Below are 21,879 nucleotides of genomic sequence, written 5' to 3'. Positions count from 1 at the left end.
GTGAACCTTCCAGCCGGATAACTTACGGCATTTTAATGGACTGTTTTTCCTCAAGTAATTCCTCAACTACGCCAGGATCGGCGAGCGTTGAGGTATCACCAAGATTGCTGGTATCGCCAGTAGCGATTTTGCGCAGAATACGGCGCATGATTTTGCCGGAGCGGGTTTTCGGCAGTGAATCGGTCCAGTGCAATACATCCGGCGTGGCGATCGGGCCAATCTCTTTTCGCACCCAATTGCGCACCTCGGTATACAACTCAGGGGAAGGTTCCTCGCCGTGATTCAGCGTGATGTAAGCATAAATCGCCTGGCCTTTGATGCTGTGCGGAATGCCCACCACCGCAGCTTCGGCAACTTTAGGGTGTGAAACCAGCGCCGATTCAATTTCCGCTGTACCCAGACGATGACCGGAGACGTTGAGCACATCATCTACACGCCCGGTGATCCAGTAATAGCCATCTTCATCGCGCCGCGCGCCATCGCCGCTGAAATAGGCGTTTTTAAAGGTGGAAAAATAGGTTTGTTCAAAGCGTTCATGATCGCCAAACAGCGTACGGGCCTGGCCCGGCCAGGAGTCGGTGATCACCAGATTCCCTTCACACGCACCTTGTTGTGGGTTGCCTTCGTTATCCACCAGCGCGGGTTGCACGCCAAAGAAGGGTTTGGTCGCTGAACCGGCTTTGAGTTCGGTTGCGCCTGGCAGCGGTGTGATCATGAAGCCCCCGGTTTCGGTTTGCCACCAGGTATCAACAATCGGACAGCGGCTGTTGCCGATCTTCTTGTAATACCACTCCCAGGCTTCAGGATTAATAGGTTCACCTACCGATCCCATAATACGCAGACTACTGCGGTCAGTGCCTTCAATGGCAGTATCGCCTTCGGCCATCAACGCACGGATCGCCGTTGGCGCGGTATACAGCAGCGTAACTTTATGTTTATCAACGACTTCAGCCATGCGCCGTGGCGTTGGCCAGTTTGGCACGCCTTCGAACATTAACGTGGTCGCGCCACAGGCCAGCGGGCCGTACAAAAGGTAGCTGTGACCGGTGACCCAGCCAACGTCGGCAGTACACCAATAGACGTCGTCTGGATGGTAATCAAACACATACTTAAAGGTCGTGGCGGCATACACCAGGTAACCGCCAGTGGTGTGCAGCACGCCTTTCGGCTTGCCGGTCGAGCCAGAGGTATAGAGGATGAAAAGCGGGTCTTCTGCTTGCATCTCGGCAGGGGAGTGAGTGTGGCTGGCATCTTTCATCAGGTCATGCCACCATAAATCGCGGCCTTCTTGCCAGCCAATGTCTTTGCCGGTGCGCTGAAGCACCACCACATTTGTGATGCTGGTGACATGGCTATTTTTTAGCGCATCATCAACATTCTTCTTCAGCGCAATACTGCGTCCCGCACGGATGCCTTCATCGGCGGTAATCATCAGTTTGGCGTTGGAATCAATGACGCGACCGGCTACTGCTTCAGGCGAGAAACCGCCAAAAATCACGGAATGCACCGCGCCAATACGCGCGCAGGCCAGCATCGCCACTGCCGCTTCTGGCACCATCGGCATGTAGATCGCCACGACGTCGCCTTTCCTGACACCAAGCTGTTCCAGCACATTGGCAAAGCGGCAAACATCAGCGTGAAGCTGACGAAAGGTAATGGTTTTGCTCTCGCTGGCGTCATCACCTTCCCAGATAATGGCAGGATGATCGCCGCGCGTCTGTAAATGTCGGTCAAGGCAGTTTGCCGCCAGGTTGAGCGTGCCATCTTCGTACCAGCGAATAGAAATGTTACCCGGCGCAAAAGAGGTGTTTTAACTTTGCTGTAAGGCTTCATCCAGTCAAGGATTTTTCCTTGTTCTCCCCAAAAGGCATCCGGATCGTCAACCGATTGCTGATACATCGTCTGATACTGCCCGGCAGTGATCAACGCGTTTGCTGCGATATTCTCTGGAACAGGATGTTTATATATTTGGCTCATGGCGGATCTCCTTGAAGAGGTTAATCATATGTCAATCAAAGGTTAATTGAAGCCTGCCCCAAAGCTTTGTTTCTTTTTTGCGCCATAGATCACGCACTAAACTTCAGGTGATATTGAGTGAATTTACCGAACGAAACAGGCTTAACCTCTTGCATAAAATAGAGAATTAAGTTGCAACATTTTGTGTCTTGCCTGTTTAAAAATTCAGCAAACGAACCAGGGGTATTTTTAGCCATTCCTGCATAGCTATGCGTAAACTTATCGTACTAATACTTTTCATAACAGCAGGTTAGGTTTTAAGTACTGAGTCAGCATATTATTCTGGGATTCTGGTGAAGATTTAAACGAAGTCACCAAGGGTTGCATTTACCTTAGTGAAAGTGGTACTTATCTCGCCCCTGTTGTTCAGGTATCAACTCAGACCGCGTCTGAAAATGGGTATGGGAATCATCGCATTTCCGTGCGAGGCGCTGTCTACAAACACCCTCTAATTTACCGGGCTTTTTGCTCACTTCCCTGTGTGTATTGTCTTCTGCACCTTCGCAGTAGAGAGAAACGGGTTTTGACTGAGGAAATTACGCGTTATGAAAGGTTTTAAAATTAGCCTGGCCTGGCAGATCCTGATTGCACTTGTGCTGGGTATCGTAGTCGGCACTGTGTTGCATAATCAGCCAGACGATCGTGAATGGTTAATCACTAATATTCTCAGCCCGGCAGGCGATATTTTTATTCATCTGATCAAGATGATTGTGGTGCCGATTGTGGTTTCATCGCTGGTAGTGGGAATTGCTGGTGTCGGCGATGCGAAAAAGCTGGGACGCATTGGCGTCAAAACCATCATCTATTTTGAAGTCATTACCACCCTTGCCATTGTGGTGGGCATTACGCTGGCCAATGTATTCCAGCCCGGCAGTGGCATTGATATGTCAACACTGGTGACGGTAGATATTTCTAAATACGAAGCCACGACCGAAGCGGTGCAACATGGACCACACAGTTTGGTTGCCACCATTCTGTCGCTGATCCCGCAGAACATCTTTGCCTCGTTGGTGAAAGGCGACATGCTACCTATCATCTTCTTCTCGGTGTTATTCGGCATGGGCCTGTCGGCGCTACCGTCAGAACAACGTGATCCGCTGGTCAATGTGTTCCGTGGCATCTCTGAAACCATGTTCAAAGTGACACACATGATCATGCGTTATGCGCCGGTGGGCGTGTTCGCCTTGATTGCTGTCACCATTGCTAACTTCGGTTTTGCTTCATTGTGGCCGCTGGCGAAGCTGGTATTGCTGGTGTACGCGGCGATCCTGTTCTTTGCTTTTGTAGTGCTGGGTGCGGTGGCGCGCTTCTGTAAGCTGCGTATTACCACGCTGATGCGTATTCTGAAGGATGAGCTGATCCTTGCTTACTCGACCTCAAGCTCTGAAACCGTATTGCCGCGCATCATGCAGAAGATGGAGGCCTACGGCGCGCCGAAAGCCATTACCAGCTTCGTGGTGCCGACGGGCTATTCGTTTAACCTGGATGGTTCAACGCTGTACCAGAGCATTGCCGCGATCTTTATCGCGCAGTTGTATGGCATTGATCTGTCGCTGTCTGACGAAATCATTCTGGTATTAACGTTGATGGTGACGTCGAAAGGCATTGCAGGCGTGCCTGGCGTGTCGTTTGTGGTGCTGCTGGCAACGCTGGGCAGTGTCGGTATTCCCCTGGAAGGACTGGCATTTATCGCTGGCGTCGACCGCATCATGGATATGGCGCGCACCGCACTGAACGTTATTGGTAATGCGCTGGCGGTGCTGGTTATTGCCCGCTGGGAAGACCAGTTCGATGCGAAACAGGCAGCAGAGTATGAACTAAAGCTGCGGACGCAGACCGCGAGTTAATTCCGGCTGAATGGTACAAATTTAAGGGCTCGACAGATGTTGAGCCCTTTTTCTTTTGTCGTATTTTCCGGCAGGAAACAGCGGATTCGAAAGCGCTAAACCTTCATCAACGCCTCTCTTTTAAGGCCCTCGCCGCATCAATAAAACAGGGATCTCACCTGATGAATTAACATGCTTTATGGTAAAAAACACAAAGAATAAATTATTCCTAAACGGAGCCTGTAATGAAAATCGATCTCAGCCAGATGATCACCGAAGGTCGCAATCCCGCCAGCCAGAACATTGATGAACTCTCTACCGAAGCGATGCTGCGCGTTATTAATGACGAAGACAAAAAGGTAGCGCTGGCCGTTGAAGCTATCGTGCCGCAAATTGCCGAAGTGGTTGAGGCGATTTGCGCGGCTTTTCAGGTCGGCGGACGGCTTATCTATTGTGGAGCAGGCACCTCAGGACGTTTAGGTATTCTGGATGCCAGCGAATGTCCGCCAACGTTTGGCACGCCACGCACCCAGGTTGTGGGGTTAATTGCAGGGGGACATACGGCAATTTTACAGGCAGTTGAGAACGCTGAGGATAACCGTGAGCAGGGCGCTCAGGATTTAAAAGACATCCATTTCAGCCATAAAGATATTCTGGTGGGCATCGCGGCCAGTGGGCGTACCCCTTATGTGCTTGGCGCACTGGAATATGCCAGTGCCTGCGGTGCCACCACTGCCGCGCTCACCTGTAATCCCAATAGTACAATGGCACAAGTCGCCCGCATGGCATTAACCCCGCTGGTAGGGCCAGAAATCCTCACCGGATCTTCACGCATGAAAGCCGGTACGGCGCAAAAGCTGGTGCTGAATATGCTCACTACCGGGGCCATGATCCGTAGTGGTAAAGTCTATGGCAACCTGATGGTTGACGTCGAAGCCACTAACCAGAAGCTGCTACAGCGTCAGATCAATATCGTTATGCAGGCGACCGACTGCGATGAAGCTACCGCCAGTGCGGCGTTAACGTCATGCTCTGGTCACTGTAAAACCGCCATTGTTATGGTGCTGGGTGGGCTGGAAGCGGATGAAGCGAAAGCCTTGCTCGCCAGGCATCAGGGCTTTATTCGTCAGGCGCTGCATAACGTGTGAGCTTCATAAGATTAATGGTTTATCTGCGATGCCGGGATGGGCATTTTTACCGGCAAGGTGGGATTCATGAAATTTGATGCTGAGCCAGGCCGGTAGTGGGGTTAGTCGAGGTGGTAGTACAGTAATGCGGTCTTTTTAAAATAAAAAATTATTCAGAATTGCTAAAGAGTGTGGGTAGTTTTGCCGAAAAGGTAAAAAACCTACACCGATTTTTATTTTTGGGCCGGCTTGCCTCAAGGACCTTACATGCGTAACAACCAACCCGTATCTCAGCATGAGTATGTGTTTGACGATCGCGCGACGCTCATGTCGACCACCGATCTCAACAGCTACATTACTTACGCCAACGATGCGTTTATTGAGGCCAGCGGGTTTTCTCCCGACGAAATCAATGGGCAGCCGCATAATATGGTGCGCCATCCAGATATGCCACCGGAAGCGTTTGCTGATATGTGGGCGACCCTGAAACAGGGCGAACCCTGGACCGCGCTCATCAAAAACCGCCGTAAAAATGGCGATTATTATTGGGTACGTGCCAACGCTATACCGGTCGTACGTGACGGCAAAGTGCAGGGCTACATGTCAGTACGCACCAAACCGGGCGCAGAAGAAGTACGCCAGTCCGAAAGGCTGTACCGCGATTTCCGCGAAGGCCGTGCAAAAGGCCGTCGCTTTCATAAAGGCCTGATTGTACGCAGCGGCTGGCGTCGTTTCAGTTCAGTTCTGAAAACGCTGCCGCTGCGCTGGCGTATTCGCAGCACGTTATTTGCGCTGCTGCCGCTGTCCGTTGTCGGCGTCTGGCTAACCGGCATGGCGCCTGTGGCGCTCGGTTGCTTTGCCGGCGGGATGGCGCTTTTACTGCTGCTGGCCAGTTTGTGGCTGGAGCAACAGATTTCCCGCCCCATCGAACGGATGTGCAGGCAAGCGTTGAGCGTGGCAACCGGTGCCAGCCATAAAGTTGAGCAGATGGATCGCGTCGATGAAATAGGCATGACTTTGCGTGCCATTGAGCAACTTGGTTTGATGTTCCGCTGGCTGGTGGGCGATGTTAGCGGCCAGGCGATTAACGTATTAAGCGCCAGCGATGCGATCGCCCGCAGCAACAATGAACTGAGCCGCCGCACCGAACAATCAGCCGCTAACGTGCAGCGAACTGCTGCCACCATGAACGAAATGGCTGCTACTGTGAAAAGCAACACGGAAACCGCCAGCGAAGTTAACGCGCTTTCTGCGGATACCAGCAGCGCGGCAATCAAAGGCGGCGAAGTGATGAAAGAGATGATGGAGATGATGGGCGAAATTGCTGACAGCTCTAAGCGTATCGCCAACATTACCAGCGTCATCGACGGCATTGCTTTCCAGACTAATATTCTGGCGCTGAACGCGGCGGTAGAAGCCGCGCGTGCTGGTGAGCAGGGTAAAGGTTTTGCGGTAGTGGCAGGTGAAGTACGCAATCTGGCGCAGCGCAGCGCCAAGGCCGCCAGTGAAATCAAAACGCTGGTAGAAACCAGCGCCAGCCGCGTGCGGTCCGGTAATGAACATGCTGATGCAGCAGGCCGGACCATGCAGGATATTGTGTCTCAGGTGCAGAACGTGACCTCATTGATCGCCCAGATTAGCGCCGCCACGGCTGAGCAATCTATCGCGCTGAGTGAAGTGAGCACCGCGGTAGAGGATCTGGATGATATTGCCCACCAAAATGCCGCCCGGGTGCAAGAAAGCGCTGAAGCATCGGGTCGTATGACACATCAGGCCAATCGCCTGGTGGAAGCGATCAGCGTGTTCCGTTAAGACGCGACAGCCTGCGTGCCGCCTTGCCCGGCACGTAGCGCACAAAACAATCAATAATAATTCTGTCCCTTTCTCTGCGAAATAATTATTATTCTCAAAAAAACTTTCATCAGCCGGTGTCAGGCTGTTTGCTTTATTTATCTGGTGGTAATGGTGAGCTTTCTTTCCGCTGCGTTTCGCGGTGGATTTACTATGGAGAAGTTATGAAAGCTTTAACGACTAAGCAATGGACGCTGCGTCCACTGCTGCTGGCAACAGCGCTGTTTACTGTTTCAGGCCTGGCAGCAGCCCAGGGCAATGATCTGACTCAACCGATTGGCAAAGGCGCTTATGAACTGGCGGTAAGTCAGAAAGATAACACGCTGTTTCTTGCCACTACCCACAGTCCTGACGGCCAGGGCGGCACGGTTTTTCGTCTTGATCCGCAGAATCTGGCGGTAAAGCAAGCTATTCCTACCGCGCTAAAACCGTTTGGCGCCGCGATTAATCCACAAACCAACATTCTCTATTTCGGCAATACCATCAATGGCGCGCTGACCGCGGTGGATGCCAGTAGCGGCAAGGTGCTGAACACACTGGTGCTGGATGGTCGCAAACGTAGCGAGCACGTCCGTCCGATGCAGCCGCGTGAAGTCGCGGTAGATGCAAAAACGGATCGCGTATATGTCACCGGCTTAGGCCCCGAAAGCGTGGTGTGGGTGGTGGAAGGCAAAACGCTACGGTTGATTAGCACCGTGCCGAATACCGGCAAAATGGGCACCGGTTTAGCCATCGATTCTGCTGCACAGAAAGTGTATGTGACGAATGGTGACGGTGAGCTGGTGACCATCGATGCGCGTACCAACGCGGTGGAAAGAAAGCAGAAGATTGATGCGGATAAACAGCACTTCTTCCTGAATATTTCGCTGGATACGCAGGGCCAGCGCGCTTTCCTCAGCGACTCAAAACAGCCGCATGTGCTGGTGGTTGATTTACGTGATCAGAAAGTTATCCACAAAATTGACGTGCCGGAATCGCTGGCCGTGCTGTTCAATGCCGATCGCGACGAACTGTACGTCACGCACCGTAAAGCGGGCGAGGTCAGTATTATTGATGCCAGCAGCTATAAAGTGAAACGTACGGTGAAAACGCCGGGTCTGCCGAATAGCCTGGCTCTGTCAGCGGATGGCAAAGCGTTGTTTGTCAGCGTGAAACAGCCGGGTTCGCGTAAAGAGCCGCCAAAAAATCCTGACAGCGTAATGCGTATCGCGCTGTAATCCAGGGCATACCGGCCCCCCGGTAATGGGGGCCGACACTTTTCTAAACGTCTTTTGACGCCTCGCGCATCATCTCTTCATGCGGAATATCCTGCAAAATCTGCTCGAAACTGCGCAGACGTTTGTAGATCGACATCAGCTCCACCAGCGTTGACCACGACGTAATCAGGTACTGAAATGAGCCGCGCACCTGATCAAAAACATTGGTGATCTGGTTCAGTAATCCCAGCGTTATCGTGCCCGCGACAATCGACGGAAACAGCAGAAACAGGCCAAATACGTTATCCACCTGCAGATAAAGGATGCGGGTGATATTGAAGTACAGATAGTGAAAATAGAGGCGGAAATAGTTAAAGCGCACACGGCCGAACAGCGCTTGCACCGTGGGTGGCGAGGCGCGTTCTGCATCATCTTCACCGTACACCAGCTCTTTACGATAGGCGGCTTCTACCCGCTGATTGCGGAACTCCAGCCCTGGCAATTTAATGCCCACCAGCGCCAGCAATCCAGTGCCAAACACTGACCACAGCACCGCAGCAATCACCAACGCGTAAGGCAGATTGCCGAGAACTGGCACGTTTTTTACGTGATGCGATAGCGTCACCAGCACGGGCAAAAAGGCCACCAGCGTCATAATTGCCTGAATGAAGCTCACGCCCCAGTCTTCAAGGGTGCTGGCAAAACGCATTGTGTCCTCCTGGACACGCTGCGCGGCGCCTTCCACCTGACGCAGACGCTGCCAGTTGTGCATGTAGTAGTTATTCATCGCGGTACGCCAGCGAAACACCCAGTGGCTGATAAAAAAGGAATTCATCACGCCAATGACTACCGCGATCAAAGCGATGCCGAGAAATGCTATGACTTCGGCGTAAAATTCCGCGATCTGTACCGATCCGGCCTTGGTTAACGCCTTCTGGATCAAATCGTAAAACGGCCCGTACCATGCGTTAACCGCTACGCCAACCTGCACGCCAAACCAGGTAACGAAGATAATCAGGGCTGAACCCCACACGGACCAGCGCTGCCAGGGATGGTTATCAACCATCCGCCAGGCAAGGGCGAAAACGGTCACCATGATCCAGTAATAGGCGTAAAACCAAAGCTGGCTGGCGGCGATAAAGCGCGCGGCTGTAGTCGGTAGCGGTTGTTTCATGGCGGCATCAAAGGCAGCCCATCGCTCAGGTAAATGATCGGCAAAACCGAACCAGGCAAAAATCGCCAGCAGGCTCCATATTGCCGCTGAGCTGAAAAACAGCGCTGGCCGGGGGAAAAAGGATTTAAACATAGGCTCTCCGCTGTTGTGTGCAGTCTGTTATATCGTTTTGGCCGTTATCTGTCTGTTGTGGGATGTTTCTGACAATGACAGCGCCCGGATAAATGTTAATGAAATTGTGCGATTTTGTTTCGACGCCCTAAATCTTTATCGCTTGTGGTGTTACACTAGCGCCCATTGTTACCGGTAACAAAAAGCTGTAACCCTAAACCCGTATATAAAAAATATTACAACGCAATCATTTATCCTTTTATGCCGCATTATATGCGGTACTGAGGCAATGTCATGTCAGAACAAAAAAAGGGTCATTCACGCAGGGATTTTTTGCTGAAGACCATCACCCTGGCGCCAGCTATGGCGGTGGGCAGCACCGCCATAGGCGCGTTAGCAACACCGCTGGCGACGCAGGCTGCAGATGCCGAACCAGCCGGCCCGCAACATGCTCGCGACTATCAACCCAACTGGTTTACTGCCGAAGAGTTCGCTTTTATCAAGGCGGCGGTAGCACGCCTGATCCCCAACGATGAACGCGGTCCCGGCGCGCTGGAAGCCGGTGTCCCTGAATTTATCGATCGTCAGATGAATACCCCTTACGCCACAGGGGCGAACTGGTATATGCAGGGCCCGTTTAACCCCGATCTGCCGAAAGAGCTGGGTTATCAGCTGCCGCTGGTGCCGCAGCAAATCTATCGTCTTGGCCTGGCCGACGCTGATGATTACAGCAAACAGCAGCACGGCAAGGTGTTCGCTGAACTCAATGGCGAGCAGCAAGATGCCCTGCTCCAGGCTATGGAAAGCGGTAAGGCCGAATTTAAGCAGCTGCCGGGCAAAACCTTTTTTGCATTTCTGATTCAAAACACCCGCGAAGGTTTCTTCAGCGATCCCATCCACGGCGGTAATCAGGGCATGGTGGGCTGGAAGCTGATTGGCTTCCCTGGCGTGCGTGCTGATTTTATGGACTGGGTAGAGCGCGGCGAACGTTATCCGTTCCCGTCAGTGTCGATTCGCGGGGAGAGAACGTAAGCATGGCCAATGAAAATAAAAAAGTAGATGCAGTAATTGTCGGGTTTGGCTGGGCTGGCGCGATCATGGCGAAAGAGCTGACCGAAGCCGGGCTTCACGTCCTGGCGCTGGAACGCGGTCCGCATCGCGATACGTATCCGGATGGATCCTATCCGCAATCAATCGATGAACTGACTTATAACATCCGCAAAAAGCTGTTTCAGGATCTGTCCAAAAGCACCGTGACGATTCGCCATAACGCGTCACAAACGGCGGTACCGTATCGTCAGCTGGCGGCATTTTTACCCGGCACTGGAACCGGCGGCGCCGGGTTGCACTGGTCTGGCGTGCACTTCCGGGTCGATCCAACCGAACTGCGGATGCGCAGCCATTACGAAGAGCGTTACGGTAAGAACTTTATCCCGGAAGGCATGACGATCCAGGATTTTGGCGTGACTTACGATGAGCTGGAACCCTTCTTCGATAAAGCTGAAAAGGTATTTGGCACCTCCGGCAGCGCGTGGAGCATCAAAGGCAAGGTGGTCGGTAAAGACAAAGGCGGTAACCCGTTTGCGCCAGATCGCTCGGATAACTTCCCGCTGCCTGCGCAAAAACGCACCTATTCGGCACAACTGTTTTCACAAGCGGCTGAATCGGTAGGCTATCATCCTTACGATCTGCCTTCAGCGAACACCTCTGGTCCTTATACCAATACCTACGGCGCGCAGATGGGGCCGTGCAACTTCTGCGGTTACTGCAGCGGTTACGCCTGCTACATGTACTCTAAAGCCTCACCGAATGTGAATATCCTCCCGGCGCTGCGTCAGGAACCGAAGTTTGAGCTACGCAATAACTCCTACGTACTGCGCGTTAACCTGACCGATGACAAAAAGCGCGCCACCGGCGTGACCTATGTTGATGGTCAGGGACGCGAAGTCGTACAGCCTGCGGACCTGGTGATCCTGTCTGCTTTCCAGTTCCACAACGTGCACCTGATGCTGCTATCCGGTATCGGCAAGCCGTACAATCCACTAACGAACGAAGGCACAGTTGGCCGCAACTTCGCCTACCAGAACATCTCTACGCTGAAAGCGCTGTTCGACAAAAACACCACGACTAACCCGTTTATTGGCGCGGGTGGCGCAGGTGTCGGCGTTGATGATTTTAATGCTGACAATTTTGACCACGGCCCGCACGGTTTCGTGGGTGGCTCGCCGTTCTGGGTCAACCAGGCAGGCACCAAGCCCATTTCTGGCCTGCCAACACCAACCGGCACGCCAAACTGGGGCAGTAAATGGAAAGCCGCCGTCGCTGATACCTACACGCATCACGTATCAATGGACGCTCACGGGGCGCACCAGTCATATCGCGCAAACTACCTCGATCTCGATCCTAACTACAAAGACGCTCACGGCCAGCCGCTGCTGCGTATGACCTTTGACTGGCAGGAGAACGACATCAAGATGGCGCAGTTTATGGTCAGCAAGATGCATAAAATTGCCGAAGCGATGAACCCTAAATTGATCATGGGCGCCGCTAAAAATGCAGACAGCCATTTCGATTCCACCGTATACCAAACCACCCATATGAATGGCGGGGCGGTTATGGGTGAGGATCCGAACACCAGCGCAGTAAACCGCTATTTGCAGAGCTGGGACGTGCCGAATGTGTTTGTACCGGGCGCATCAGCCTTCCCGCAGGGGCTGGGCTATAACCCGACGGGCATGGTGGCCGCGCTGGCTTACTGGTCAGCAAAAGCCATTCGCGAGCAGTACCTGAAAAATCCGGGTCCACTGGTGCAGGCATAAGGAAAACGGCGATGAAAAAAGGCATTTTGGCCCTGGTGCTGGGCACGATGACGTTTGCCGCGCTGGCGGACGACAGCAGCAGCGAATTGGTGAAGCGCGGCGAGTATCTGGCGCGTGCGGGTGACTGCGTAGCCTGTCATACCAGCAAAGACGGTAAACCTTTTGCTGGCGGTTTGCCGATGGCAACCCCGATTGGCACCCTCTATTCCACCAATATCACGCCGGACAAAGCGAGTGGGATTGGCGATTACACCTACGACGACTTCCAGAAAGCGGTGCGTCATGGCGTGGCGAAAAATGGCGACACGCTCTATCCGGCGATGCCATATCCCTCTTATGCGGTAGTCAGCGATGACGACATGAAGGCGCTATACGCTTACTTTATGCACGGCGTTGCACCGGTTAACCAGCCCAATAAAGAGAGTGACATCCCGTGGCCGCTGTCGATGCGCTGGCCGCTGGCGATTTGGCGCACGATGTTCGCACCGGATGTGAAAGCTTTCCAGCCCGCCAGCCAGGAAGATCCGACACTGGCGCGTGGACGGTATCTGGTTGAAGGTCTGGGGCACTGTGGCGCGTGTCACACGCCACGCAGTATCACCATGCAGGAAAAAGCCCTGAACAACAGCGAAGGTCATGATTATCTCTCCGGCAGTAGCGCACCGGTTGACGGCTGGACCGCCAGTAATCTACGCGGCGACAATCGTGACGGTTTAGGTCGCTGGAGCGAAGACGATCTGCGCCAGTTCCTGCGCTACGGCCGCAACGATCACACGGCAGCCTTTGGCGGCATGACTGACGTCATCGAGCATAGCCTGCAGCATTTGAGCAACGACGACATTACGGCAATCGCGCGTTATCTAAAATCGCTGGGCGCCAAAGATCCGCAACAAGCGGTGTTCAGCGCTGACGATGCGACGGCAAAAGCGCTGTGGAAAGGCGATGACAGCCAGACTGGCGCATCGGTATACGTTGACAGTTGTGCGGCATGCCACAAAACGGATGGCAGCGGGTATCAGCGCTTCTATCCGGCGCTGCGCGGCAATCCGGTGGTGTTGGCCGACGATCCTACTTCGTTGATCCACATCGTGCTGGCAGGTGGTGAATTGCCGGGTGTGAAAGGCGCGCCCTCAACCATTACCATGCCTGCGTTTGGCTGGCGTCTGAACGATCAGCAGGTGGCTGATGTGGTGAACTTTATTCGCACCAGCTGGGGAAATCAGTCTGACAAAAAAGTGACCGCGAAACACGTTTCTGAGCTGCGTAAAGACGTGAAAGATCGTCAGGGCAGCGCAGAAATTCACGTGCTGGAAGGAAAGTAAACGCCTCATCTCTGCCCCTCTCCCGTGAGAAGGGGCAGAAACTGCGTTCAGCGATCTGACTCAAATATTTTCTAAATCAATCCCGCGCGTTTTCGGCCCGTAAATGCCCACCGACAACATCACCATAAGCATACTCAACACGATAAAGACGATCACGCCCTGGCTACCTGCATACTGCAAAATCAAGCCAATCAGAATACTGCTGAACACCGTTGACAGGCGGCTAAACGAATAGCAAAACCCCACTGCGCGAGCACGTATATGCGTTGGGAAGATCTCGGTTTGATAAGCGTGATAGCTAAAGGTCAGCCAGGCGTTGGAATAGGTGATCAGGAAACCACAGATAATCAACAGCACCGGATTGTTCAGCAGAGCGAACAGCGTACCGAACACGACCGTCATCAGCGACGACATGACAATCTGCCACTTATTTTCGAACTTATCGGCGTAGCGGCTGCAAATCAGCGAACCCAGCGGATAGGCCAGCGTGATAAAAAATGCATACAGCAGGCTGTGCGTCACGGTGGTGCCTTTACCTGACAGCAACGCTGGCAACCAGTTACCAAAGCCGAAGAAACCAATCGCCTGGAAAAAGTTCATTACCACTAGCATCAGTGTACGTTTGCGATAGGCTGGCGCCCAGATTTCACTAAAACGCCCTTTTTTCGGTAGCTGCGCGGCGGCGTCATCCTGCGGGAAATCCGCGCCAGGCGTAATGCCGCAACGTTTTTCCATCGCTGATAATACCCGGTGTGCTTCCTGATGGCGGCCCTGCTGCGCTAGCCAGCGCGCTGATTCCGGCAGATTTTTACGAATAAACCAGATCACCAGCGAACATACCGCGCCCGCAATTACCACCCAACGCCAGCCCTCAAGGCTGAGAATGGTTTGCGGCACCAGCCACCACGACATCAGCGCCACTGCAGGCACCGACAGAAACTGAATAAAGAATGAAAAGGCAAAGGCCCGGCTGCGCAAATGGGTTGGCACCCATTCCGATAAATAGGTATCGATGGTGACCAGCTCAATTCCCAGCCCAATACCGACTAAAAAGCGGAACAGGATGATCGTTTCTGCGCTTTGCTGAAAAGCCATCAACAGTGAAAATATCCCATACCACATCAGGGCGCACATAAAAGTCAGGCGGCGACCAAAGCGATCGGCATAGGGTGCGAGCAGGCTTGCGCCAACGAACAGGCCGAGAAAGGTCGCGGAAGCGAAGGCGGCCTGATCGGCAATACCGAATACGCCCGCGCTACCGGTGTGGAAAATCCCGGCGGCCAGCAAGCCTGAACTGATGTAGCCGGTTTCGAACAGATCGTAGAGCTCAAAGAATCCGCCCAGCGCCAGAAGTGTAATAAAGCGCCATAAACCGGCGGAGGATGGCAGCGCATCAATGCGCCCCGCTAAGCTATTGTTGGCTGCCGACGAAGCATACGTCGGCGCCATCCCTGTTGTGCAGGCTGTTGTCATTTTTGGGTGAACCTCGGTGTGGCAGTGTTTGCAATTCTCGCCAGCGGCCTTGATTAGATTTAAAAATAATTAACCGTTAGCAAGCGAAGAGGTAGCAGGATAATAAATTCGCGATTCGTTGCCGAGAGGCAAGTTGGTGAGTTTTTAGCAACGTACGTTGCAATTTTCGCCGTCCATGGCGAAAACCATTAATGTAACTGCGGATAAACGCCCGGACCAATCGGCAATCCCAACGCATACCAGGCAAGAAGCAGCGCGATCCAGCTGATAAAAAACACCAGCGGATAAGGGAAAATCAACATGTAATAGGTGCCGAGCTGAGCATCTTTTTGGTAGCGCTGCAGGAAGGCGAGAAACAGCGGCAAAAATGGCGACATCGGGGCCAGCGGTAATACAGCAGAATCGGCGATGCGGAAAATCATCTGTGCAAAGGCAGGATGGAAGCCAAGCAGCATAAACATCGGCACAAATACTGGCGCGAGAATCGACCAGATTGCTGAACCGCTGGCAATGAACATGCAGAGGAACGCCGACAGGAACATCAGACCGAGGAAAGCCGGGACGCCGCTGATGCCTGCGCTCTCCAGCACGTCGGTCAGGCCAATCGCCATAAACTTGCCCATATTGCTCCAGTTAAAAAACGCCACGAACTGCGATAACGGAAACACCATGACAATAAAACCGGCCATATTCTTCATCGGATCGACCAGCAGTTGTGGAATATCATCCGGGCGGCGGAATTGTCTGGTCACCACGCCGTAAGCAATCGCCACGACGAAGAAGAACAGAATAATAACCGGCACAATGCCTTTGATAAACGGCGACGGAATAATCGAACCGGTTTGCGGATCGCGCAACGGCGCGTGTTCTGGCACCACCAGTAACGCCATCACACCAATAAACAGCAGCGCGGCAATACCCGCCACACGCAAAGCGCGGTTCTCCAGCGGTGTCAGAGGTGCAAGTTTTTCACCGTTTCCCTCTTTCCACTGCGGCAGACGCGGCTCAACAAATTTGTCGGTCAGTAGCGCACCGGCGATAGTCAGCACAAACACGGAGGAGGCCATAAAAAACCAGTTATCGATCACGCTGACATGTACGGTATCGCCCACGGCCTTCGCCGCTTCGGTACTGATGCCTGACAACAACACATCGGTGGTGACGATCAACAGATTGGCGGTAAAACCAGAGGCAACACCAGCAATCGCGGCCAGTAAACCGGCCACCGGATGGCGTCCAACGGCCAGAAAGATCAGCGCGCCGAGCGGCGGCATTACCACTAACGCCGCATCGGAAGAGATATGGCTAAAGAAGGCGATAAAAAGCACCATATAGCTGGCGTAACGGCGGCTGACGCGTGACGCCATTTTTACCATCAGGGATTGCAGCAGGCCGACCTTTTCTGCCAGACCTGCACCAATCACCAGCGCCAGAATCGAACCCAGCGGCGTAAAACTGCTGAAGTTCTTAATGCTATTCGGCAGGATCCACTGCAAACCGGTCACGCTGAGCAGGTTGTTCACCCGCACCCATTCGCCGTTGCTGGGATTTTTTACCGTTAAGCCCAGGCTGCTGATAATGGCTGTTGCCACCATCAACACCACAATTAAATAGACAAACAGTAAAAATGGATTGGGGACTTTGTTGCCAACGCGCTCAATCCAACTGAATATCTTTCCGGGGCTGCTGTTCTCCGATGCGGCTTCCATTCGTGCTTCCTCGTCTTGTGTTTGTCGTTTATTTTTATAGTGGTACGCGCCCGCAGGCGCGTCCGTGGCTCAATCGGCCAGTTTTGATGGCGTAACGCCTTTTGGTATCGGGCAATCGTAAGGTTGTGCCTGACGTATCTGCTGGAATTCAGCACGACAGCGCGTCAGCGCATCCTGATCCTCCAGCAGGCTTAACGCCGTCGCAGCCATCACTTTGCTCGCTAAGAACATGCCTTTATGCGCAATGCTGGTGCGGCCTTGCGCCACCAGCTGCCATGTATGCAGCGGGGTGCCAAAGGTAAAGCAGGGCGCAAAACATTGTGCAGTCGGTGTAACCCAACTGACGTCGCCAACGTCGGTTGATCCATACATCAGCTCACGCGTTACGGCATACGGCGCGACCTCATCCATAAACAGCTTATCGTTCAGCGTTTCAACCCATGCCTGGCCCGCTTCGCCGCCGGTACGCGCCGCGTTGAGTTTCGCATTGCGCAAATCATCTTTAGTCAGTGTGGCGCGGATTTCTGCCGCAAAAGCGCGCTCCTCGTCGCTGTAATCGGGTAAACCAAACTGATGCAAATAACGCTCCATTACTGCTTCCAGTGCGCGATTCGGCACGTAGTTGGAGCAGGCTTTGTCGAAACGCACGGTCATTTGCGTATCGGTCATCAGCGCCGCCCCTTTGGCGATATTAATGACGCGTTGATAAATGTCCTGAGCCTGTTGCAATTCGGGCGCGCGGACCAGGTAAAGCACTTCAGCATCGGCCTGCACAACGTTGGGCGAGACGCCGCCGCTGTTAGTTACCGCATAATGCAGACGCGCTTCCTGCACAATGTGTTCGCGCAGGAAATTTGCCCCGGTGTTCATCAGGGTTACTGCATCCAGTGCGCTGCGCCCCAAATGCGGTGAGTTAGCGGCATGCGCCGCCACGCCTTTGAAGTGAAACGCCGCCTGAATATTGGCGAGGGTGCTGAGATTGAACATGCCGCTAAAACTTTCGGGATGCCACGTCACTGCCGCATCTACATCGTCGAACAGACCTTCGCGCACCATAAAGGTTTTGCCGGAGCCACCTTCTTCGCCAGGGCAGCCGTAAAAGCGCACCGTACCGCGGGTTTGATGCTGCTGCATCCACGCTTTGACGGCAAAAGCTGCGGCCAGCCCGGCGGTGCCAAGCAGATTGTGGCCGCACCCGTGTCCATTGCCATTTTCCACCAGCGGTTTAGGTTGCGCGCAACCGGCTTGCTGGCTAAGACCAGCCAGCGCATCGAACTCGCCGAGGATAGCGATAACGGGCTTACCATTGCCAAAGCTGGCGATAAATGCGGTATCGATGCCGCCGACGCCGCGCTCAACTTCAAAACCTTCTTCCGCCAGTGCATCTGCCAGCAGGGCGGAAGAGCGGGTTTCGGCAAAGCGGGTTTCCGGGGTGTCCCAGATGGTGTCGCTGAGTGCGCTAAAGCGCGCCTGGTGCCGATCGATATAATCAGCGATAAATGAGGTGATCATTGGGCACCGCCAAACTGCGCCTGATTCAGCGCCAGCGTTGATAACAGGGTGACGGCGGTCGCCATGATCTGCTCGTCAAAATCGAATTTCGCGTTGTGGTGGCCTGCTGCCAGCTCGCAGCCAAAGATGGCGTAAGACGCCTGGCCGCCGCGCTGCTTGACGCGCTCCATCATGCAGGTGGCATCTTCCGAACCTGCGGCCTGCTGTTTGTGGTCTACCACCGAATGAAACAGGCCAAGCGCCTCGGCCTGCTGGTGAATAAAATCGACCCACGGCTGAGTGGGTGTGCAGCTGCGCGCTTCGCCCATTAACGTTACTGCGTATTCGACGCCGTACATCGTGGCGGCGCCCGCGATCACCCGCAGTGCCTGTTGATAAACATCATCGTTAACCTGATTACTCACGCCCCGTGTTTCAACTTTCATCAGCGCGCAGTCGGCAACGACATTACGACCGGTTCCGGCCTGCAACACACCAACATTGACGCGCGCCACGCCGCCGCTGTGCTGAGTTAAACTATGCAATGCCAGGGTGGCTTGCGCTGCGGCTAACAGCGCGTTACGGCCATCTTCGGGACGCCCGCCGGCGTGTGCTCCCACGCCGGTAAAATTCACATCCAGCTTGGTGGTAGCAAGAAAGTTGTCGCTACCGCATACCAGCTCGCCTGCCGGTACGCCGGTGCCGAGATGAATGGCGGTGAACAGATCAACGTCATCGACCACGCCCGCTTCGACCATCGCTTTTGCGCCGCGCACGCCTTCTTCAGCAGGCTGGAAGATCAGTTTGATCGTGCCGCTTAGCTGATCTTTCATTGCCATCAACACCGTCGCGACACCCAGGCCGATGGTGGTGTGTCCGTCATGACCGCACGCGTGCATCATGCCTGGATTACAGGAAGCAAAACCTTCACGCTGTGGCAGATGATCTACAGCCTGGCTTTCATTTAAATCCAGCGCATCCATATCGACACGGAAACCCATCACCGGGCCGGGGCGGCCGGTATCGAGCGTGGCAACAATGCCGCAAAATCCGCCCGAAAAGTGCGATAACCATTGAGGCAGCGCACCTTGTTCCAGCGCCCGCGCTTCCTGCTGCTGTAAAACTCCGGCCGACGGCAGACCCATACGCGCATCGGCATGGATGACCTCGCGGCCGAGCTGCAACGAATACCCCAGATTGTGCAGCACTTCAGCCACCAGTGTGGCGGTGCGAAATTCCAGCCAACCTGATTCAGCAAACTGATGGAAGTCGCGTCGCCAGCTTTTCAGCTGCGGAATCAACGCATTGACATGGTCGGAAAGGGTGTTCATCGGCAATTTCCTTACTGCTGGTTTTTTATGCATTGATTCGAATCTACACAATAGCAAATGCTCACATAAGATGCGAATATCTTGCCTCTGATAAATAACGGTTATCACAAAAAATATGCCTGCTAACCTCAAACTTCATCAACTGCGCGCTTTTGTGGACGTTGCGCGCCAGGGCAGTATCCGCGCGGCGAGCCGTCTGTCCGGCATTTCGCAGCCTGCGTTAACCAAAGCGATTCAGGAACTGGAACTGGTTTTGGGAGCCAGATTGTTTATCCGCCGCCAGCAGGGTGTGGTATTGACTGACATTGGTGATAACTTTTTTCATCATGCCAGCCTGGTGCTGGAAGAGCTGCGGGTAGCGCAGGAGGACATTCAGCAGCGTCAGGGACTTGGCGGTGGGCAGGTCAATATTGGTGTAGGAGGAAGCGTGGCGCGCACCATCATGCCGCTGGTGATCAATCAGTTTCACCGTGAATACCCTCTGGTGAAGGTGCGCATTGTCGAAGGGCAGCTCGTTTCGATGGTGCATGAGCTGCGGCAAGGCGCGCTGGATTTCACCATTAATACTTACGATCAAACCCATCTCGATCAGGAACTGATGTATGAAAGAATGATGGAGCGTGAATATAAAGTGGTTGTACGCAAGGAGCATCCGCTGGAGAAAGCGCGTTCGCTGGCTGAGTTGCAGCAGTGTGACTGGACCATGCCGACGCCAAAAGGCAGCTATTACCGCCTGTTGCATGACCTGTTTGGCGATCGTGGCATGGCGCCCAAAATTGTTGTGACCTGCGAGACGTTTATGGCCTGTACCAGCCTGGTGGCGCAAAGCGATTTTGTCAGTATTTTATCGGTGGATGTGATCGCTGATCCTATTCTCGGGCGGCAACTGGTGGCGCTGGAACTGGATGAACCGCTGCCAAAAGCGACCTTTTATTTGATACAGCGAAAGGACACGGCTTTGACGCCAATGAGCAGTTATATGGCGCAGCTTTTCCGCCGCTACTGTCAATAAAAGTCAGGATGCGGCCTGGCTCGCAGGCTAAATTTTGCCGCACACTACACTGACAGAGGGCAGCATCTTTTATCAGGAGTGGATCATGCAAATCACACCTTACTTATTTTTCAACGGCAATTGCGAACAGGCGATTGCGTTTTATCTGCAAGCGACCGATGGCGAACTGTTGTTCAAAATGACCTTTGGCGATATGCCGGAAGAGGACAGCCAGGCGGCGTGTTCCTCTGGCCTGACCTTTGCACCCGAGCAGATTATGCACGCTCATCTGCGTATCGGGCAGGGCGAAATCATGATGAGCGATGGCCGTCCCGATGGACAACACGGCGGTTATGCGGTGAGTTTATCCACCCCGGACGAAGCGCAGGGTAAGCGCTGGTTTGATAATCTGTCAGAAGGCGGGACGATAACCAAAGCGTGGGAACCGACGTTTTGGGCCAGAGGTTTTGGTAAGTTTACGGATAAGTTCGGTATTCCGTGGATGGTGAATGCTTATAAACCACAGATTTAAATGACTGCACGGCCTGCTGGCCGTGCAGATTAATCAGGGTTTAGAAGTTATAACCCACCACTAGGTAGTATCCCCATCCGGTTGATTTTACTTCAAAATCCCCGTTACCGAAGTTCAGCTCGCGCCCGTCTGCCCATTGTCCACCGTTGTGGAAGTAACGCGCCACCGCAGAGAAGTGCCAGTGGTCATAACCCAGAGACAGGATATGACTGGAAGCGATTGAGTTGCTGGTACGTGAAGAACCGCCTTTCTCGTTCAGGTCTGAACCCCAGTCAAAGTTAGTAAAGCCAACGTAGCCGAGATTACCGCCCCACAGCGTGGTGATGGGCACAAAATATTTAATCTTGAAGCGGTAGCCATCCCAGCTGTTTTCGTTTGCTGCGCCATAGTTTTCCCACTGATACTTGGCGTAGACGTTCAACGACAGGCCGATGTCGCTGTGCGTATCAATATCCGTCCCTAAACCCATGTACCAGGTGTTCTGGCGATTAGCCTTGTTGTGGCCCATGTCATAAATGTAGTTGTTGGCGAAATACCACTCTTTGAACGGGCCAAACGCCAGGCTGGTACCGGTCAGTTTGTCGATGGAGAAGCGCGGTTCGATCTCCATGAACATCGGTGAACCATGGTCAAAAATGCCGTTGGCATTGCTGTTGCCCACGCCGAAGAAGTTAGTCAGGTCGAGATAGCCATAAAAATCGAACCAGTCTTTTTTAGCGAAAGCTTCATATTCCAGGTAGACATCGTTATTAAACTGCGGCCCGAAACGCGTGTGATAGCTGCCCACTACGTTTACACTTTGATGCCACCAGTCAGAGAGGTATTGTGGATCGCTTTCGGCAGCTTGCGCAGCGCCGGTCCATGAACATGCCAGCAAGGCACCCGCTACCAACGTTTTAAATTTCATTAT

Annotated in this window: 15 protein-coding genes and 1 pseudogene; 9 read left to right on the top strand and 7 right to left on the bottom strand. The window is 53.5% G+C overall.

The annotated features are described in order from the left end of the window. Positions 1 to 22 precede the first annotated feature (22 nt). Positions 23 to 1,977 (bottom strand): annotated as a pseudogene (gene acs, locus QRY16_RS13400) (acetate--CoA ligase). Between the two features lie 584 nt (positions 1,978 to 2,561). Here acs and gltP point away from each other — a divergent pair. The 4 genes from gltP (at position 2,562) to yncE (ending at position 8,037) form a co-directional block, all read left to right on the top strand. Next, positions 2,562 to 3,863 (top strand): glutamate/aspartate:proton symporter GltP, encoded by a 1,302-nt coding sequence (gene gltP / locus QRY16_RS13395; RefSeq protein WP_193405854.1) that lies wholly within the window; start codon positions 2,562 to 2,564, stop codon positions 3,861 to 3,863. Positions 3,864 to 4,087: 224 nt separating this feature from the next. Beyond that, complete coding sequence (murQ, locus tag QRY16_RS13390; RefSeq protein WP_289776937.1) at positions 4,088 to 4,990, top strand: N-acetylmuramic acid 6-phosphate etherase; 903 nt, start codon at positions 4,088 to 4,090, stop codon at positions 4,988 to 4,990. Between the two features lie 246 nt (positions 4,991 to 5,236). Next, positions 5,237 to 6,781, top strand: coding sequence for a methyl-accepting chemotaxis protein (locus QRY16_RS13385; RefSeq protein WP_289776936.1), 1,545 nt, complete (start codon positions 5,237 to 5,239; stop codon positions 6,779 to 6,781). 203 nt (positions 6,782 to 6,984) lie between these two features. Continuing rightward, positions 6,985 to 8,037 (top strand): 7-bladed beta-propeller protein YncE, encoded by a 1,053-nt coding sequence (yncE, locus tag QRY16_RS13380; RefSeq protein WP_289776935.1) that lies wholly within the window; start codon positions 6,985 to 6,987, stop codon positions 8,035 to 8,037. 43 nt (positions 8,038 to 8,080) lie between these two features. On the opposite strand, the gene sbmA is transcribed toward yncE, so the two are convergent. Beyond that, positions 8,081 to 9,322, bottom strand: coding sequence for a peptide antibiotic transporter SbmA (gene sbmA, locus QRY16_RS13375; protein WP_289776934.1), 1,242 nt, complete (start codon positions 9,320 to 9,322; stop codon positions 8,081 to 8,083). A gap of 273 nt (positions 9,323 to 9,595) precedes the next feature. On the opposite strand from sbmA, the gene QRY16_RS13370 reads away from it, so the two are divergent. The 3 genes from QRY16_RS13370 to QRY16_RS13360 are packed head-to-tail and all read left to right on the top strand — an operon-like array spanning position 9,596 to position 13,442. After that, positions 9,596 to 10,333, top strand: coding sequence for a gluconate 2-dehydrogenase subunit 3 family protein (locus tag QRY16_RS13370; RefSeq protein WP_289776933.1), 738 nt, complete (start codon positions 9,596 to 9,598; stop codon positions 10,331 to 10,333). A gap of 2 nt (positions 10,334 to 10,335) precedes the next feature. Further along, positions 10,336 to 12,120, top strand: a complete 1,785-nt coding sequence (locus QRY16_RS13365; protein ID WP_289776932.1) for a GMC family oxidoreductase — start codon at positions 10,336 to 10,338, stop codon at positions 12,118 to 12,120. A gap of 11 nt (positions 12,121 to 12,131) precedes the next feature. Beyond that, positions 12,132 to 13,442, top strand: coding sequence for a c-type cytochrome (locus tag QRY16_RS13360; RefSeq protein WP_289776931.1), 1,311 nt, complete (start codon positions 12,132 to 12,134; stop codon positions 13,440 to 13,442). Between the two features lie 60 nt (positions 13,443 to 13,502). Here the strand turns inward: QRY16_RS13360 and QRY16_RS13355 are convergent, their stop codons facing one another. The 4 genes from QRY16_RS13355 to QRY16_RS13340 all read right to left on the bottom strand — a co-directional run bounded on the left by QRY16_RS13355 (position 13,503) and on the right by QRY16_RS13340 (position 19,446). Next, on the bottom strand, positions 13,503 to 14,915 hold the full coding sequence (locus tag QRY16_RS13355; RefSeq protein ID WP_289776930.1) for an MFS transporter: 1,413 nt from the start codon (positions 14,913 to 14,915) through the stop codon (positions 13,503 to 13,505). 188 nt (positions 14,916 to 15,103) lie between these two features. Further along, positions 15,104 to 16,624: a p-aminobenzoyl-glutamate transporter gene (gene abgT, locus QRY16_RS13350; RefSeq protein ID WP_289776929.1), complete on the bottom strand. Its 1,521-nt coding sequence runs from the start codon at positions 16,622 to 16,624 to the stop codon at positions 15,104 to 15,106. Positions 16,625 to 16,693: 69 nt separating this feature from the next. Next, the gene (locus tag QRY16_RS13345; protein WP_289776928.1) at positions 16,694 to 18,136 is read right to left on the bottom strand and encodes a M20 family metallopeptidase; all 1,443 of its coding nucleotides are present in this window, start codon (positions 18,134 to 18,136) and stop codon (positions 16,694 to 16,696) included. Further along, positions 18,133 to 19,446, bottom strand: a complete 1,314-nt coding sequence (locus QRY16_RS13340) for an amidohydrolase (protein ID WP_289776927.1) — start codon at positions 19,444 to 19,446, stop codon at positions 18,133 to 18,135. The genes QRY16_RS13345 and QRY16_RS13340 overlap by 4 nt, the downstream gene beginning before the upstream one ends. Before the next feature lie 115 nt (positions 19,447 to 19,561). Between QRY16_RS13340 and QRY16_RS13335 the strand changes: the two genes are divergently transcribed. Together QRY16_RS13335 and yjdN are read left to right on the top strand one after the other, a co-directional pair. Beyond that, the gene (locus QRY16_RS13335) at positions 19,562 to 20,458 is read left to right on the top strand and encodes a LysR family transcriptional regulator (RefSeq protein ID WP_289776926.1); all 897 of its coding nucleotides are present in this window, start codon (positions 19,562 to 19,564) and stop codon (positions 20,456 to 20,458) included. An 85-nt stretch (positions 20,459 to 20,543) separates the two neighbouring features. Then, positions 20,544 to 20,969, top strand: coding sequence for a VOC family metalloprotein YjdN (gene yjdN / locus QRY16_RS13330; RefSeq protein ID WP_289776925.1), 426 nt, complete (start codon positions 20,544 to 20,546; stop codon positions 20,967 to 20,969). Between the two features lie 40 nt (positions 20,970 to 21,009). On the opposite strand, the gene QRY16_RS13325 is transcribed toward yjdN, so the two are convergent. Next, the gene (locus tag QRY16_RS13325; RefSeq protein ID WP_289776924.1) at positions 21,010 to 21,876 is read right to left on the bottom strand and encodes a nucleoside-specific channel-forming protein Tsx; all 867 of its coding nucleotides are present in this window, start codon (positions 21,874 to 21,876) and stop codon (positions 21,010 to 21,012) included. Positions 21,877 to 21,879: the final 3 nt, after the last annotated feature.

The organism is Mixta mediterraneensis (assembly GCF_030283135.1).
Lineage (GTDB): Bacteria > Pseudomonadota > Gammaproteobacteria > Enterobacterales > Enterobacteriaceae > Pantoea > Pantoea mediterraneensis.
The sequence above is the reverse complement of the archived record's forward strand: the minus strand, read 5'-3'. Positions and strand labels throughout refer to the sequence as shown.

What these genes read in the sequence shown, in the direction of transcription:
- QRY16_RS13370 (WP_289776933.1), top strand. Translation starts at nt 9,596, where the DNA reads ATGTCAGAACAAAAAAAGGGTCATTCACGCAGGGATTTTTTGCTGAAG.
- sbmA (WP_289776934.1), bottom strand. Translation starts at nt 9,322, where the DNA reads ATGTTTAAATCCTTTTTCCCCCGGCCAGCGCTGTTTTTCAGCTCAGCG.
- murQ (WP_289776937.1), top strand. Translation starts at nt 4,088, where the DNA reads ATGAAAATCGATCTCAGCCAGATGATCACCGAAGGTCGCAATCCCGCC.
- yjdN (WP_289776925.1), top strand. Translation starts at nt 20,544, where the DNA reads ATGCAAATCACACCTTACTTATTTTTCAACGGCAATTGCGAACAGGCG.
- QRY16_RS13335 (WP_289776926.1), top strand. Translation starts at nt 19,562, where the DNA reads ATGCCTGCTAACCTCAAACTTCATCAACTGCGCGCTTTTGTGGACGTT.
- QRY16_RS13355 (WP_289776930.1), bottom strand. Translation starts at nt 14,915, where the DNA reads ATGACAACAGCCTGCACAACAGGGATGGCGCCGACGTATGCTTCGTCG.
- abgT (WP_289776929.1), bottom strand. Translation starts at nt 16,624, where the DNA reads ATGGAAGCCGCATCGGAGAACAGCAGCCCCGGAAAGATATTCAGTTGG.
- QRY16_RS13325 (WP_289776924.1), bottom strand. Translation starts at nt 21,876, where the DNA reads ATGAAATTTAAAACGTTGGTAGCGGGTGCCTTGCTGGCATGTTCATGG.
- QRY16_RS13340 (WP_289776927.1), bottom strand. Translation starts at nt 19,446, where the DNA reads ATGAACACCCTTTCCGACCATGTCAATGCGTTGATTCCGCAGCTGAAA.
- QRY16_RS13385 (WP_289776936.1), top strand. Translation starts at nt 5,237, where the DNA reads ATGCGTAACAACCAACCCGTATCTCAGCATGAGTATGTGTTTGACGAT.
- QRY16_RS13365 (WP_289776932.1), top strand. Translation starts at nt 10,336, where the DNA reads ATGGCCAATGAAAATAAAAAAGTAGATGCAGTAATTGTCGGGTTTGGC.
- QRY16_RS13345 (WP_289776928.1), bottom strand. Translation starts at nt 18,136, where the DNA reads ATGATCACCTCATTTATCGCTGATTATATCGATCGGCACCAGGCGCGC.
- gltP (WP_193405854.1), top strand. Translation starts at nt 2,562, where the DNA reads ATGAAAGGTTTTAAAATTAGCCTGGCCTGGCAGATCCTGATTGCACTT.
- QRY16_RS13360 (WP_289776931.1), top strand. Translation starts at nt 12,132, where the DNA reads ATGAAAAAAGGCATTTTGGCCCTGGTGCTGGGCACGATGACGTTTGCC.
- yncE (WP_289776935.1), top strand. Translation starts at nt 6,985, where the DNA reads ATGAAAGCTTTAACGACTAAGCAATGGACGCTGCGTCCACTGCTGCTG.